Annotated in this window: 13 protein-coding genes; 4 read left to right on the top strand and 9 right to left on the bottom strand. The window is 59.1% G+C overall.

The annotated features are described in order from the left end of the window. Positions 1-10: 10 nt before the first annotated feature. From IGW03_RS04915 to phaC, 6 genes are all read right to left on the bottom strand, one after another. Complete coding sequence (locus IGW03_RS04915) at positions 11-1,198, bottom strand: cystathionine beta-lyase (protein ID WP_194721406.1); 1,188 nt, start codon at positions 1,196-1,198, stop codon at positions 11-13. A 14-nt stretch (positions 1,199-1,212) separates the two neighbouring features. After that, the gene (locus IGW03_RS04920) at positions 1,213-1,701 is read right to left on the bottom strand and encodes a hypothetical protein (RefSeq protein WP_194721407.1); all 489 of its coding nucleotides are present in this window, start codon (positions 1,699-1,701) and stop codon (positions 1,213-1,215) included. Then, positions 1,698-3,056: a 30S ribosomal protein S12 methylthiotransferase RimO gene (gene rimO / locus IGW03_RS04925; protein WP_194721408.1), complete on the bottom strand. Its 1,359-nt coding sequence runs from the start codon at positions 3,054-3,056 to the stop codon at positions 1,698-1,700. Before rimO ends, IGW03_RS04920 begins: the two co-directional genes overlap by 4 nt. A gap of 112 nt (positions 3,057-3,168) precedes the next feature. Next, positions 3,169-4,869 (bottom strand): group II intron reverse transcriptase/maturase, encoded by a 1,701-nt coding sequence (ltrA, locus tag IGW03_RS04930; protein ID WP_194721409.1) that lies wholly within the window; start codon positions 4,867-4,869, stop codon positions 3,169-3,171. Between the two features lie 1,258 nt (positions 4,870-6,127). Beyond that, positions 6,128-6,688: a polyhydroxyalkanoate synthesis repressor PhaR gene (gene phaR / locus IGW03_RS04935; RefSeq protein WP_194721410.1), complete on the bottom strand. Its 561-nt coding sequence runs from the start codon at positions 6,686-6,688 to the stop codon at positions 6,128-6,130. 348 nt (positions 6,689-7,036) lie between these two features. Beyond that, entirely contained in the window at positions 7,037-8,761 is a 1,725-nt protein-coding gene (gene phaC / locus IGW03_RS04940) for a class I poly(R)-hydroxyalkanoic acid synthase (protein ID WP_438943621.1), read from the bottom strand. A gap of 78 nt (positions 8,762-8,839) precedes the next feature. Between phaC and IGW03_RS04945 the strand changes: the two genes are divergently transcribed. Continuing rightward, entirely contained in the window at positions 8,840-9,094 is a 255-nt protein-coding gene (locus tag IGW03_RS04945) for a hypothetical protein (protein WP_194721411.1), read from the top strand. 74 nt (positions 9,095-9,168) lie between these two features. Here IGW03_RS04945 and pgeF read toward each other — a convergent pair whose 3' ends face one another. Together pgeF and IGW03_RS04955 are read right to left on the bottom strand one after the other, a co-directional pair. Continuing rightward, positions 9,169-9,951: a peptidoglycan editing factor PgeF gene (pgeF, locus tag IGW03_RS04950; protein WP_228535041.1), complete on the bottom strand. Its 783-nt coding sequence runs from the start codon at positions 9,949-9,951 to the stop codon at positions 9,169-9,171. After that, positions 9,948-11,003: an RluA family pseudouridine synthase gene (locus tag IGW03_RS04955; RefSeq protein WP_194721412.1), complete on the bottom strand. Its 1,056-nt coding sequence runs from the start codon at positions 11,001-11,003 to the stop codon at positions 9,948-9,950. The genes pgeF and IGW03_RS04955 overlap by 4 nt, the downstream gene beginning before the upstream one ends. 45 nt (positions 11,004-11,048) lie before the next feature. Here IGW03_RS04955 and IGW03_RS04960 point away from each other — a divergent pair, with 45 nt between their 5' ends. Beyond that, complete coding sequence (locus IGW03_RS04960) at positions 11,049-11,846, top strand: outer membrane protein assembly factor BamD (protein ID WP_194721413.1); 798 nt, start codon at positions 11,049-11,051, stop codon at positions 11,844-11,846. 150 nt (positions 11,847-11,996) lie between these two features. On the opposite strand, the gene yaaA is transcribed toward IGW03_RS04960, so the two are convergent. Next, a complete protein-coding gene (gene yaaA, locus IGW03_RS04965; RefSeq protein ID WP_194721414.1) occupies positions 11,997-12,773 on the bottom strand; it encodes a peroxide stress protein YaaA in 777 nt (258 codons plus the stop codon). Between the two features lie 34 nt (positions 12,774-12,807). Here yaaA and IGW03_RS04970 point away from each other — a divergent pair, with 34 nt between their 5' ends. Continuing rightward, positions 12,808-13,257 (top strand): putative toxin-antitoxin system toxin component, PIN family, encoded by a 450-nt coding sequence (locus tag IGW03_RS04970; protein ID WP_194721415.1) that lies wholly within the window; start codon positions 12,808-12,810, stop codon positions 13,255-13,257. Between the two features lie 38 nt (positions 13,258-13,295). Continuing rightward, positions 13,296-14,483 carry a pyridoxal phosphate-dependent aminotransferase gene (locus IGW03_RS04975; protein ID WP_194721689.1) on the top strand — a complete coding sequence of 396 codons (1,188 nt, stop codon included), beginning with the start codon at positions 13,296-13,298 and terminating at the stop codon, positions 14,481-14,483. Positions 14,484-14,623 lie beyond the last annotated feature (140 nt).

Raw genomic sequence — 14,623 nt, forward strand, 5'->3', positions numbered from 1 at the left:
GCTCTTGCCCTTATGCGTTCAATGCCGCCAGGGCCTGCTCGATATCCGCAATCAGGTCCTCGGGATCTTCCAGGCCGATATTCAAACGCACCAGAGTTCCGCTGCCTTTCCAGCCGCGGCGCATGCCTTGTATCCGGTAAGGCACGCAGAGGCTGTTCGCCCCTCCCCAGCTGAACCCGATCTTGAAGAGCTTGAGCGCATCCACGAAGGCATCGGTCTGCGCTTCCGTGTAGCGCTCATCAAACACCACGGAAAACAACCCGCCCGCGCCGGTGAAGTCGCGCTTCCAGATCTCATGTCCGGGGCAATCCTCGAATGCGGGATGCAGTACGCGCTCGATTTCCGGCCGGTTCTTGATCCAGCCCGCGATCTTGCGTGCCGCAGCATCATGGGCGTCAAAGCGAAGCTTCATGCTTGGCAGGCCGCGCAGCACGAGATAGGCATCGTCCGCGCCGACGCCGTAGCCCAGGCGCATGTGCGCCGTTTCGATGCGATGCATCAGCGATGCATCGCGGGTGATGACCGCGCCCATCAGCACATCGGAGCCGCCCGACTGATACTTCGTCAATGCCTGCATCGCGATGTCGACGCCGTGATCGAAGGCGCGGAAAGCAATGCCGGCCGACCAGGTGTTGTCGATGGCGGTATGAATATCCTGCCCTGCCGCACGCCGGGCTTGAACCGCCTTGCAGATCGCCGGAATATCCGGCACTTCCATCGAGACCGAACCCGGCGCCTCGGTCCAGACCAGGCGGGTGTTCGGCTGGATAAGTTCCTCGATGCCGGCGCCAATCAGCGGATCGTAGAAGCGAGCGGTGACGCCGAAATCCTGCGACAGCCAGCGCCCCAGTTCACGGTTCGGATTGTAGACATTGTCCGGCAGCAGTACGTCGTCGCCGGACTTGAGCAGTCCGAGGTCAACCATGGAAATCGCGGCAAGTCCGCTGGGCGCCAGCAGGCAGTGATTGCCGCCTTCGATTTCGGCAAGCCGGGCTTCCAGCGTGAAGGTAGTCGGCGTTCCGTGCAGGCCGTAGGTATAGGCGCTCTTGTCCTGCCAGTTGCGCGAGCGCATGGCGGCCACGTTCTTGAACAGCACCGTCGAAGCATGGTGGATCGCGGTCGGAAACGCGCCGAAGCCTTCCGGCGCCTTGTAATCGGTATGGATCAACGTGGTTTGCAGCGACTTACGGTCTGACACGCATGGCTCCCTGGTTATTGCTGTTTGTCCTGTCCGGACGGCCTGGCATTCTGGCCCGGACTGTTCTTTTCATCGGCACGAACGATGCGCAGGCTGAACGGCTTCTTGATCTGGCCGTCCGGCGACTGCCATTCTCCGCTCAGTGTTTCGCCGGCCAGCTTGCCGTCCCACTGGCCCGAGACGTCGGTCCCGTTCTCGGACTCTTCCATGAACACTTCCTGCCCTTCGATCTCGCCGGCGAGCAGCACCCGGTGCGACTTGCCGAACACGAAGTATTCGCCCTCGATGCCGTCCTCGGCCGGTTCCTTCGTACGCAGCGTCACCTGGATCTGCACATCGCCCAGCATGCCGCGCAGAGCAACCGGCTTCATGAACAATGCCTTGCCGGAAGCTTCCGCCCGCGCCGAGGATGCCGGCCCGCTGGCCGAGAACACCGGCGCCGCGGCAGTGGCCGCAACAAGCATGGCACCCGCAAACATGACCGCACCCAGACGCCGCATCATGCCTCCGCCCACAGGTCGTGCGCATCTGCGGCGGTGACCTTCACCTCGACGAACTCGCCCACCTTGAGCTTGCGGTGCGGCTCATAGGGCGGCTTGACGTACACCACGCCATCGATTTCGGGCGCATCCGCCACCGAACGGCCGACGCCGCCGCTCGGACCGACTTCGTCCAGCAGGACGCGCAGCGTCTTGCCGACCTTGGCCTGCATGCGCTCCTTCGAAATCTCTTCCTGAAGCTCCATCACGCGCGCACGGCGCTCTTCGCGCACTTCCTCGGGCACGGGATTGGCCAGTTCGTTGGCGGTGGCGCCTTCCACCGGCGAATAGGAGAAGCAGCCGAGGCGGTCGATCCGGGCTTCCTTGAGGAAGTCCAGCAGGTACTCGAACTCATCTTCCGTCTCGCCCGGAAAGCCGGCGATGAAGGTGGAGCGGATGGTCAGATCCGGGCACATCCTGCGCCATGCCTGGATGCGCTCGATGTTCTTTTCGCCGTTGGCCGGACGCTTCATGCGCTTGAGCACGTCGGGATGCGCATGCTGCAGCGGCACGTCGAGATAAGGCAATACCCTGCCCTCCGCCATCATCGGGATGACGTCGTCGACATGCGGATAAGGATAGACATAATGCAGGCGGACCCAGGCGCCGTATTGCGCCGCCAGCTCGCCGAGCGCGCCGACCAGCTGGGTCATGTGCGTGCGCAGCGGCTTGCCGTTCCAGAAGCCGGTACGGAACTTGACGTCGACGCCATAGGCGCTGGTGTCCTGGGAAATCACCAGCAATTCCTTGACGCCGGCCTTGAACAGGTTTTCCGCTTCGAGCATCACGTCCGCGACCGGGCGCGATACCAGGTCGCCGCGCATCGAGGGAATGATGCAGAAGCTGCAGCGGTGGTTGCAGCCTTCGGAAATCTTCAGATAGGCATAATGCTTGGGCGTCAGCTTCACGCCCTGCGCCGGCACCAGGTCGACGAAAGGATCATGCGGCTTGGGCAGGTGCTTGTGCACGGCGGCCATGACCTCGCCCACTGCGTGGGGGCCGGTGACTTCCAGGACCTTCGGGTGCACGGACTGGATGATGTCGTTGCCGGCGGCATCCTTCTTCGCGCCCAGGCAGCCGGTGACGATGACCTTGCCGTTTTCGTTCAGCGCTTCGCCGATGGCGTCCAGCGATTCCTGGACGGCGGCGTCGATGAAGCCGCAGGTGTTGACGATGACCAGATCGGCGCCGTCATAGGACTTGGCCGTATCGTAGCCTTCGGCGCGCAGCTGGGTGAGAATTTGTTCGGAGTCGACGAGCGCCTTGGGGCAGCCGAGCGAGACGAAGCCGACTTTGGGAGAGGGAGAAGCGTTGGACATGGCAGAATGGGATACAAAGGTAGGGTAGGAAGGGTCTGTTGCCAGAACCCCTCCCCCCTAAGAACCGTGCGTGCGACTTTCATCGCACACGGCTCAAGCACAATAAAAGTTCTTACATAAGAACCGGTTTCACAACATGCAAACTTAGTGCATGCACTTGGTGGTGACAGTTAGGGTGCAATAATACGCGATTTCCTAAAGAGTCCGACCCTCCAGCCACACGGTACACAATGTGGTGGTCATGCCAGCCGGTCTCCACGTCCATCTCGTATCCACAGAGCGCGCACAAGCCGCGTTGGTCAGCGTAGAGTTTTGCCCACTCTTTCCGATAAGCCATGTTTTTCAACATACGTTTCATCCGGAGGGTTTCCCCATATTCTTCCCATTGCGGATCATAAGGATGGTATTTCCCGTCCATTCTGTCGTGCCGCACTATGCGTGTACTCGCGAGCGAATACAATTCCATCACACCTTGCTTGCCATCGATTTCCACATCTGCGGCAAAGACCCAATTTCGGTTGCCTATTGACCGCCAATATTTCTGGCGAATCCATTCGGCATTCTTCCTCGGGTGTCTACGCATTGCCCATCGCTTAAGCCGCCAAAATAGCAGATGGTCCATGCGTGAGAATGCCTGCTTAGCAACGATGGGATGATGGTATTGCGCCCATCCTCGTAACATCGGATTCAGCACTCGAATAAGGTCCTCCTGCTTACTCCCGACATAGTCGCCGATGACCTTTCTTACCTTGTCATAGAACGCTTTCACGTTTTTCTGACTTGGCTTAATCAGGAGCTTCCCGTTGTACTTGCGAAAACTCCATCCCAGAAAGTCAAACCCTTGGTCGATATGGACGATGCGAGTCTTGGTTTGGGATAGTCGCAAGCCCCGCTCTGCAAGGAATGCTTCTATCCACGGCCGGATTTCAGTTTCGAGTAGCTCTTGTGAAGCACCTCGAACCACAAAATCGTCGGCATACCGTACGACGCCGACCTTCAGCGTCCTAGTCTTCACGACACCGTACTTCTTCTTCAAATGACGGATCAGTTCGGTTTCCAGACCATTCAGCGTCCAATTCGCCAATGCAGGGCTAATGATTCCGCCCTGAGGCGTTCCCGCAGTGGTTGCTAGCAAATGCTTCTTGTCGACCACCCCGGATTTCAGCCACTTCCGAAGGACCGTCTTATCCATGCGGATATGTTTGATCATCCAGTCGTGGTTGATGTTGTCGAAAAAGCCTTCGATGTCTGCATCCAAGATCCATTGTGCTGACAGCTTCTGGGACAGGGATACAAACAGATGACTCATAGCGTCGTGGGTAGAGCGGTTTCTACGGAATCCGTAAGAATTGATATCGCTCTCCGTTTCCAGAACCGGGTCGAGAGCCAGCAGATACAACGCCTGCATGGCTCTGTCTCGCATGGTTGGAATGCCCAGAGGACGTTCCTTCCCATTCGGTTTGGGAATATAGACCCTCCGTAGCGGAAGAGGCCTATACCGACGCTTCGACAACGTCGCAATTGCGGCAAATTTCTGGGCTGGTGTGTCCCATAACTGCCGATCGACTCCGGCGGTACGTTTGCCTTGGTTTTCTGTCACTCGTTTGACCGCCAAGGCTCTGGCAGAAAACGAGCGGGTCAGCCACCGTTGCAGTGATTTCACTCTGCGCCAGTCGCTTTCCTGTGTTGCCTTCGTTAGTCGAGTCTGCATGGCTCTCACATTCCGCTGAATGAGCTGCCAATTTATGGCTGCCCACTCAACAGGAACGTGTGAGGACGCAGAATCGATCTGGTTGCTATCGATTACTCTCATTGCTGACCTCGGTAATGAGACCCACCGAAGACACAACTCTGCCCCGGAGGGAAGAATTGCATCCCTTCGGGGCGTTGATGAATGATTACTTTGCCTATGCGGTCGATAACGACCATTGCACCAGATGGAAGTGGGCACGTTTTCACGTTGAGCCAAATTTTGAAGCCCTATTCCCGCCATTACAGCAAGACATTCGCTTTTTCCATCCTCCCATACCCGCTCCGCCATGGGCTTTCCTTACGGTCAGCTTGCCTTGCTAGAAGGCGGCGAGTCGGGTTTACCACGTTTCCTGCGATGCCGACGCATCTTGACTTCGATACGACTAGCCAGGTAGAGCCTGACTCTCCTCCGGTGGTCATATGACGACGTATCCCTAGATTCGACAGAGATAACCGACCACGTCCCATTTTGGGTAGGGCCCTAGCAGCTTCAGCCCGTCAATAGTCACGAAGGTTCAAACGTCAGTTCACTTATGTTGCTCGTTTGGCACTTGCCTAGCCTCTTAACCGCCGTGCTGCTAGCAGTTTCCGCTCCGTCCATTTGCATGAAAAGAACGCCATTTGATGGGAGTACATTGTTCTCGGAGCTTCGCACCCCTTCATTACTGAAGACGCACGTCCGAGTAGGCAACGAGCGGTCGCACGCTCGGTCGTGGCACGATTCCTAACTAGGAAGAACGCGCACGACAAGGCATCGCAGAACTTCTCGCGATCTAGATTTGCAACTTTCCTGTTGAGCCGATGGCTCGCCTCTGGGTTCCTCCGGTAAGAGAAATCCATGCTTCAAAATTATTAGGATAGATTTTGTCGCGTAAAGGCAACACGTTGCTCGTCTTGTGAACAGAGATTACGTAGGAGAGCCCGAAAAGCTGCAGAAAATTCTGGCATTTTCGAGTCCCGGAATAATCCCTTGGGAGCATTATGTTGGTTGAGCTTTTTTAGTTGCGCTGGACGCACCTAGAGAGCCGGTGGGAGCAGCCATTTTAAGAAATCTACGAGATCTTAAAAGAATCAAGGCTCTACCCACATGTTTGCAGGAGGTGTTGCACGGCAGTTGGACTGCCGGAGCATTGCTTTATTTGCCGCAGGGCGGCGATCGCGACACACGTGTCGCACCGAATCCGCTATTGTACCCTCCACGGACAATTTCCCGGTGCCAGCAGGCACGCCGGTGTGCCTGGATTGCCTGCCAACATTGGCTTGCCTGCTTGTCGACTTGCCTGCCGGACAAGCCGGCATGGCGAGCCGGCGATATGGACTTATTTCTTGTTCTTGTCGGTCGGCGGTACGAACGGGAAATTGCCGAACATGTTCTTGGTCTGGTTCTGCATCTGATCCTGCATCTGCAGGAACAGGTTCTTGCTCTGCTCGATGTAGTTGCTCATCATGCCTTGCATCATCGGGCCCTGCACGTTCATGAACTGCGTCCACATTTCCTGGCTGAACGGCTTGCCTTCGTAGAAACCCTTGGAGCTTTCGGCGAGCTTGTTCTGAATATCGATAAAGGCCTGGATGTTCTTCTCAAGATACGAACCCATCATGCCCTGCATCGCATGGCCGTAGTAGCGAATGATCTGCGACAGCGCCCCGCTGGAGAACATCGGCGTGCCGTTGGCTTCCTCTTCAAGAATGATCTGCAGCAGGATGCTGCGAGTCAGGTCCTCCTCGGTCTTTGCATCGACAACAGTAAATTCCTCGTTATCAAGCACGAGTTGCTTGACGTCGGCAAGCGTGATGTAGGAGCTCGTTTGGGTGTCGTACAGACGGCGGTTCGGATACTTCTTAATCAGGCGCTCGGATAGCTTTTTTGCACTGTTCATTGAATATTCCAGTTTTTGCGTCGCAACGCGTCAATGCCGTTTCTTTAATAAAGCGAACAGGCGTTCGCTGTCTCCGTTTTTTATTATAGTGCGAAAAAACAAAGCTTTAGCCAAGTATTTCCAACTGCCTATGGCTTTATTGCAATGCGTTTGAGCAAAATCGCATCCCAATATCAATGAAGCGCCGCAGCAATGTACGACTCCATACACTGCATGAACTTGATCATTGCTTGTGAGATGGATTACGAAAATAGGATCACCGGACCGCAGCAATGGTGCTGCGGTCCGGTGATCCATGATCGGAGCGCCCGGCTACTCACCGGGCGTGCAAGATGCAGCCGGATGCAGTTACTTGTCGGCCTTGACCTTCACATATCGTCCCGGTGCAGGTTCGATAGGCTGGTATTTCGCGTTGCCGAACTTGCGAGGCGCGGGAACCTGCTTGCCGGCGTTTTCGGCAAGGAATGCAGCCCACTCCGGCCACCAGCTTCCGGCCGTTTCCTTGGCCTCGGCAAGCCATGTTTCGGCGCTGTCGCCGGAATGCTCCGCGCTCCAGTAGCTGCGCTTCTTTTTCGCCGGCGGATTGATGACGCCCGCAATGTGGCCCGAGGCGCCCAATACAAAACGGTTGCGCTCGCGCTTCTTCGGGTTCAGCAGCTTGACCGACTCATAGGCAGCAGTCCACGGCACGATATGGTCTTCGCGGGAACCATAAATGAAAGTCGGGGCGTCGATCTTCGACAAGTCTATCTTTTCGCCGGCGACCGTGACCTTGCCCGGCTTGCGAAGACGGTTTTCGAGATAGAGGTTGCGCAGATACCAGCAGAACATCGGGCCGGGAAGATTGGTGCTGTCGGCATTCCAGTACAGGAGGTCGAACGCCGGCGGCGCCTCTCCCTTTAGATAATTGGCCTTGACGTAATTCCAGACCAGGTCGTTCGGACGCAGGCTGGAGAACGCCGACGCGAAATCGCGGCCGGGCATCAGGCCGCCGCTGCCCATCTGCTGCTCACGCATCGAGACCTGGGCTTCATCGATGAATACCTCGATCACGCCGGGGTCGGAGAAGTCGAGGAAGGTTGTCAGCAGGGTCAGGCTCGCCACCGGATTTTCCCCGCGCCCGTACAGCAGCGCCAGTGCGGTCGACAGCAGGGTGCCGCCCACGCAGAAGCCTAGGGCATTGATCTGATCCTGAGCGGAGATTTCCTGCACCACGTTGATTGCCTTCACGACGCCGTCGAGAATGTAATCGTCCCAGGTCTTGTTGCCGAGCGATGCGTCGGGATTTACCCAGGACACCAGGAACACGGTATGCCCCTGCTCCACCGCATGGCGCACCAGGGAGTTTTCCGGCTGCAGGTCGAGAATGTAAAACTTGTTGATGCAGGGCGGCACCAGCAGCAGCGGCCGCTCGTAGACCGACTTGGTGAGCGGCTTGTACTGGATCAGCTGGAACAGTTCATTTTCGAACACCACCGCGCCTTCGCTGGTGGCCACGTTGCGGCCGACTTCGAATGCCGATTCGTCGGTCTGCGAGATCCGCCCCTTCTGCATGTCTTCCAGCATGTGGGCGATGCCCTTGGCCAGGCTTTCGCCCTTGGTCGCGAGGATCTTCTGCTGGGCTTCGGGATTCGTCACCAGGAAGTTTGCCGGCGACATCGCATCCACCATTTGCTGCACCGCGAAACGGATCTTCTGCTTCGCCCGCGGCGTGGCTTCGACGGCATCGGCCATCGCCATCAGAAAGCGGGCATTCAACAGGTATGCGGCGGCATTGAATGCGAACAAGGGGTTGGACTGCCACTCCGGCGACGTGAAACGCTTGTCGGCGATCACCGGCGCCTTCGCGGCAAGTACCTGCTGCCAGAGACTCGACATTTCCTGCATGTAGTCGCTCTGCAGCTTGGCGGCGACCGACGGGTCGATGGTCGCGCCGAATTCCTTGACCGTCGCGGTAAAAGGCCTGGTGTCCAGCTGCGGCGTCTGCAGCATGGATTGCCATGCATTCGGGTCGGCGAACTGCGAGGCGAACTGCGCCATCCAGGCTTGAGGATCGGCTTGAGGGGTGAACATGTTATTCATGCTTGCGTCTCTTTTTTCGCGTAAGGTTACGGTTTGTCGAACTTCCGAAACTGCCTGACTGCACCTGCTATGCACATCGTCGCCATCGCATGGATTTATGTCGTCCTGATGATGTCAATCACCGAACACTCGGTCATTGCCGGCATCATGACTTTCCTGCTCTATGGCGTCTTGCCCCTGACGATCATTTTATACTTGATGGGTACGCCGCAACGCAAGCGTAATAGAGCAAGAGCCGAAAAATTACTACTGGAGGAAGCCGCGGCGGCAAAGCAGGCCGAGGACGCCGCGAAAGAAAAGGAAGACCGGCGCGATGCGCCCTGAGCTGACGTCGACAAGCGTGAATTTAGCGAGCGCAGGCGGTTGACGCATGGCATTCTGCCCGCCCTGCAAATCGGTTACTTGAGCCAGATCAACGACGCCATGCGGCCCGTGACGCCATCGCGGCGGTAGGAATAGAAATGATCGCGTTCGGCTACGGTGCAGCGGTTGCCGCCCCACACGCGGTCGACGCCGGCACCTGCGAGACGGCGCTTCGCAAGCGCATAGATATCGGCAAGGTATTTTGAAGGCGCTCCGGCGCGCGGCATGAAGGCCGATGCGCATGCGCCGTCGTGCTCGACGAATGCCCTGAATACATCCTCGCCCACTTCGAAGCGGGACGGCCCGATGGCCGGTCCCAGCCATGCCAGGATCTCGCTGGCGCCGGCGCCGGCATCGCGCATGCGCGCCACGGTATTCTCCAGCACGCCGTTCGCAAGGCCGCGCCAGCCTGCATGCGCCGCGCCCACCACCCTGCCAGCGCGGTCGCAGAACAGCACCGGCAGGCAATCCGCCGTCTGGATCACGCAGACGATGCCCGGCTCGGTCGATACGCAAGCATCGGCCTTGAGCATGTCGCCGCTTGCAGCCGCTTGCGCCGCTTCCCGGGCATTGACCACATCGCTGCCATGCACCTGGGTCAGCCACCCCGGCTCGCCGGGAAGCTGGGAGCGCAGCAGCGCACGGTTGGCAGCGACGGCCTCCAGGCTGTCGCCGACATGCACGCCGAGATTGAGGCCAAGTGCGCCGCTGCCGCTGCCGTCGTCATACGGCGCAAGACTGGTGCCGCCGCGCCGCGTCGTCGACAGCGCCGCCACGTTGGCGGGCGCATCCCAGACGGGAACGAGGCCGGGAATCATGCCGGCGACTCCGCCACCGCCTTTGCGGCATCGATGCCGGCACGCTCCAGCAGGCCGCGCATGTCGTCCGGCAGCGCCGACGTCCAATCACACTCCTTCTGGGTGGAAGGATGCAGCAGTCCCAAGCGATAGGCATGCAGGGCCTGCCTCGGGAATACCGGCGCAAGATGCGGCTTCCCGTACAAGGGATCGCCGACCAGCGTGAAGCCGATGGATTGCATGTGAACCCTGATCTGGTGGGTACGTCCGGTTTCCAGCCGGCATCGCAGCAGGCTTACGGGACGGCCGTCGAGGCTGCCGACGGCGATCCGCTGGTAGTGCGTCAGCGCCGGTTTTGCGCTGGCGTTGTCGGACACTGCCATCTTGATCCGGTCGCGCGGATGGCGTCCGATGGCGGCCTCGATCCTGCCGCTGATCTGCGGCGTGCCCCAGACCAGCGCCAGGTATTCGCGGTGCACGCTGCGCGCCTGCAGCTGGCGGACCAGGTCGGTCTGGGCCTGTAGGGTCTTGCCGACCACCATCAAGCCGCTGGTTTCCTTGTCCAGGCGGTGGACGATGCCCGCCCGCGGCACCGAGGCGATGGCGGGGAAATGATGCAGCAGCCCATTGAGCAGCGTACCGGACCAGTTACCCGCAGCCGGATGTACCACCAGCCCGGCCGGCTTGTCGATCACCAGAATCGCGCTGTCTTCCTGCACGATCGCCAGCGGAATCGGTTCCGGGCTGAAAGCATTGTCTTCGGGAGCCGACTGGGGCAGGATGACGATAGCTTCGTCGCCCAGCGCCAGCGCCTTCGCCTTGGCGGGCTGACCGTCCACGGTCACATGGCCGGCGTCTATCCATTGCTGGAGACGGCTGCGGGAAAATTCGGGCACCAGCTGCGACAACGCCTTGTCGATGCGGACGCCGCAGAATTCGGGAGTGAGTTTAAGTTCGATGGGAGACGCTTGCGGCACCAGGCCGTCGTCTTCGTCGCCATCGTAAACCTCGTTTTCGGGGGAAGATTTATTCAAAATCGGAAATTCAGTTGTATCGTTGCAAGAAGTCGCCATCGGCTATAATCATGGCCTTGTTCAGCCGTATTCCTGCAAAACCTCATGCGAAATAGATCGATCAAAATTGCTGCAGTCGCCCTCGCTCTGTCTTTGTCCGGATGCGGCATGCTTCCAGAAAAGGTCGACGAGACCAGAACCTGGTCAGCTTCCAAATTATACTCGGAGGCTCGCGACGAGCTCGCAAGCGGCAATTATGAACGCGCAATCCAGCATTTCGAAAAGCTGGAATCGCGCTATCCCTTCGGTACTTACGCTCAGCAGGCGCAAATGGAAATCGCCTACGCCCATTATCGCCAGGGCGAACAGCCGGAAGCGCTGGCTGCGGTCGAGCGCTTCATCAAGCTGCATCCGAATCATCCGAACGTCGATTACATGTATTACCTGCGCGGCCTGATCAACTTCAACGACAGGCTCGGCTTCCTGAGCTTCCTGTCGAGGCAGGATCCCAGCGAGCGCGATCCGAAAGCCGCCCGCGACGCCTTCGACTCCTTCAAGCTGCTGGCCGAACGCTTTCCGGACAGCCCATACACCAAGGACGCCGTCGCGCGCCTGAAATACCTTGTCAATGCGATGGCCCAGTATGAGGTGCACGTCGCCAAGTATTACTACCGCCGCGGGGCTTATGTCGCCGCCGCCAACCGCGCCCAGATCGCTGTGTCGGAATACCGCGAAGCGCCTGCGGTGGAAGAGGCACTGTATGTGATGGCCCAATCCTACGATGCGATGGGCATGACCAAGCTGCGCGACGACACCAACCGGGTGCTCAGGCAGAACTTCCCCAACAGCGCCTATTTCAGCGGCGGCCCGCAGGTCAACAAGCCTTGGTGGCAAATCTGGTGATCCGCCGTCCGGCAGCGACCTGAGGTTTCACTTCTTGCCGTCAGGTCGCAGCGAAGACAACAAAAAGCCCCGTTTCACGGGGCTTTTGCATTTCCGGGCACATCCACGGGGAAGGCCGGACCGCCTGTGTTGGAACGGCCTCCGTCCTCGCTATGCCTCGATGCGGCGACGGAAAACCCAGTTGACATCATCCGACGCCGCCGGATCATAGGCGTAGCCATCAAGATTGAACCGCTTGAGCTTTTCCGCCTGCGTGATGCCCTTGACGGCGGCATGGCGCGCCATCAAGCCACGCGCCCGTTTCGCAAAAAACGAAATAACCTTGTATTTGCCGTTTTTCCAATCCTCGAACACCGGATGAATCACCCGGGCGTTGAGCTGTTTGGTCTTGACAACCTTGAAATATTCTTCCGATGCCAGGTTGACCAGCACATCCGAGCCGCTCTCCGCCAGCTGCGCATTCAGGCTATCGGTAACCAGATTGCCCCAGAATGCGTACAAGTTGCGCCCGCGGGGATTGGGCAGCGAGGTTCCCATTTCAAGGCGGTAAGGCTGCATCAGGTCGAGCGGGCGCAGCACGCCGTAGAGGCCGGACAGGATGCGCAGTCTCGACTGCACGTAGCCAAGCTGCTTTTCGTTCAGCGACCCGGCATCGAGCCCTTCGTACACATCGCCGTTGAAGGCCAATACCGCCTGCTTGGCGTTCTTTGGCGTGAATTTCGGCGACCAGTCAGCATAGCGGGTAACATTCAGCACCGCAAGCGCATCGGAAATGTCCATCAGGGAAGACAGTTGGGCCGGAGACAGAGGCCTGAGCGTATCGATCAGCTCTGCCGAATGCTTGATGAAATCCGGCAGGGTATGCACCTCGGTGGTGGATGGCGTTTCATAGTCGAGCGACTTGGCGGGAGAAATAACTAACAGCATGAACAAGCAGTTTCTACAGGAAATGAATTGCCGAATGATACCGAATCGCATCGTGATCGACACGAACGTTTGCCTTGACCTGTTCGTTTTCCGGGATCCGCGCTGGCAGCCGCTGCGCACCGCGCTCGAAGAACGGCGCGTCGAGGCGGTGACACGCCACGATTGCCGCACCGAATGGCTACGCGTGCTGGAATATACGCATCTGCCGCTCGATGCGGATTCCCGCGCGGTAGCCACGCGCAACTTCGACGCGCTGATCACCCTGCTCGCCCCCGAACAGATGGAAGTCAAATCCGAGATCCGCCTGCCGGTCTGCAAGGACCCGGACGACCAGAAATTCCTGGAACTGGCGCGCGATACCGGCGCCCGGACGCTGCTTACCAAGGACAAGGCGCTGCTCAAGCTGGCCAAGCGCACCGCCAAGGCGGGCCTGTTCGAGATCGTCGTGCCGGAGAAATGGGCACTGCCGGCAGAGCCTGTATAAAATGCTTACTTTGCCTTGATGAACTATCGATCATGACCATGCCGACGCTCTCCTCCCCCGCCCCGGATCAGGCCATCCTCTCCCTGCAGTCCAGACTGCCGAACGTCGGCACCACGATTTTCACGGTCATGTCGGCCCTTGCCACGGAAAAGGGTGCCGTCAATCTCGGCCAGGGCTTTCCCGATTTCGACTGCGATCCCGCTCTCGTCGATGCCGTCACCTCGTCGATGAAGGAAGGCTTCAACCAGTATCCGCCGATGACGGGCGTGCCGGCGCTGCGGGAAGCGATCGCTGCAAAGGTCGAGACCCTGTACGGCCGGCGCTATGACCCGGCAACCGAGATCACCATCACGGCCGGCGCCACCCAGGCGCTGCTGACCGCCATCCTCTGCGCGGTCCATCCCGGCGACGAAGTGCTGGTCATCGAACCGGTCTACGACAGCTATGTGCCGTCCATCGAACTGGCGGGAGGCAAGCCGGTGTTCGTGCAGATGGAAGTCGGCCCCGGCGGCTACACCATCCCCTGGGCCAAGGTTGCCGCCGCCGTCACGCCGAAAACCCGGATGCTGATGATCAATTCGCCGCACAACCCAACCGGCTCGGTATTCAAGCCTTCCGACATGCAGGCCCTGGCCGACATCGTGCGCGGCACGAGTATCGTGATCGTGTCGGATGAAGTCTACGAGCACATGGTCTACGACGGCGCCCGTCATGAATCGGTCTGCCGCTATCCGGAACTGGCGGAGCGGTCCTTCGTGGTGTCGAGCTTCGGCAAGACCTATCACGTCACCGGCTGGAAGATCGGCTATGTCGCCGCTCCAGCGGCGCTGTCGGCGGAATTCCGCAAGGTGCACCAGTTCAATGTCTTCACCGTGAATACGCCGGTCCAGCATGGCCTGGCCCGCTACATGGCCGATCCCGCGCCCTACCTCGACCTGCCTGCGTTCTACCAGCGCAAGCGCGACCTGTTCAGAGACGGCCTGAAGGCAACCCGGTTCCGCCTGCTGCCGTCCGAAGGAACCTATTTCCAGTGCGTCGACTACTCTGCAATCTCGGACCTCCCGGAAGCCGAGTTCGCAAAGTGGCTGACTGCCGAGATCGGCGTCGCCGCCATTCCGGTGTCTGCGTTCTACAGCAAGCCGCGCGAATCGGGCATCGTGCGCTTCTGCTTCGCCAAGAAGGACGAGACGCTGCAGACCGCCCTGCAAAGGCTGGCAAAGCTGTAAGGATTGCCTTTTTCACAGCGCACTCTTTAGAATCGGGGGTGCGCTGCCGTTACTCCGTTAACGGAAAGGGAGCCGATCACCCGGGCCGCCACAGGCAGCCGGGGCAGCCAGGGCAACCGGGCGACGCACTCGCGCAGTTC

The sequence above is a fragment of the Noviherbaspirillum malthae genome, assembly GCF_015352985.1.
GTDB classification, from domain to species: domain Bacteria; phylum Pseudomonadota; class Gammaproteobacteria; order Burkholderiales; family Burkholderiaceae_D; genus Noviherbaspirillum; species Noviherbaspirillum malthae.

Bases quoted from the DNA above. Each gene is read 5' to 3' on its own strand.
- IGW03_RS04920 (WP_194721407.1), bottom strand. From the start codon at position 1,701: ATGATGCGGCGTCTGGGTGCGGTCATGTTTGCGGGTGCCATGCTTGTT.
- IGW03_RS04955 (WP_194721412.1), bottom strand. From the start codon at position 11,003: ATGGCGACTTCTTGCAACGATACAACTGAATTTCCGATTTTGAATAAA.
- IGW03_RS04970 (WP_194721415.1), top strand. From the start codon at position 12,808: ATGATACCGAATCGCATCGTGATCGACACGAACGTTTGCCTTGACCTG.
- pgeF (WP_228535041.1), bottom strand. From the start codon at position 9,951: ATGATTCCCGGCCTCGTTCCCGTCTGGGATGCGCCCGCCAACGTGGCG.
- IGW03_RS04945 (WP_194721411.1), top strand. From the start codon at position 8,840: ATGCACATCGTCGCCATCGCATGGATTTATGTCGTCCTGATGATGTCA.
- ltrA (WP_194721409.1), bottom strand. From the start codon at position 4,869: ATGAGAGTAATCGATAGCAACCAGATCGATTCTGCGTCCTCACACGTT.
- phaR (WP_194721410.1), bottom strand. From the start codon at position 6,688: ATGAACAGTGCAAAAAAGCTATCCGAGCGCCTGATTAAGAAGTATCCG.
- IGW03_RS04975 (WP_194721689.1), top strand. From the start codon at position 13,296: ATGCCGACGCTCTCCTCCCCCGCCCCGGATCAGGCCATCCTCTCCCTG.
- rimO (WP_194721408.1), bottom strand. From the start codon at position 3,056: ATGTCCAACGCTTCTCCCTCTCCCAAAGTCGGCTTCGTCTCGCTCGGC.
- phaC (WP_438943621.1), bottom strand. From the start codon at position 8,761: ATGTTCACCCCTCAAGCCGATCCTCAAGCCTGGATGGCGCAGTTCGCC.
- IGW03_RS04960 (WP_194721413.1), top strand. From the start codon at position 11,049: ATGCGAAATAGATCGATCAAAATTGCTGCAGTCGCCCTCGCTCTGTCT.
- yaaA (WP_194721414.1), bottom strand. From the start codon at position 12,773: ATGCTGTTAGTTATTTCTCCCGCCAAGTCGCTCGACTATGAAACGCCA.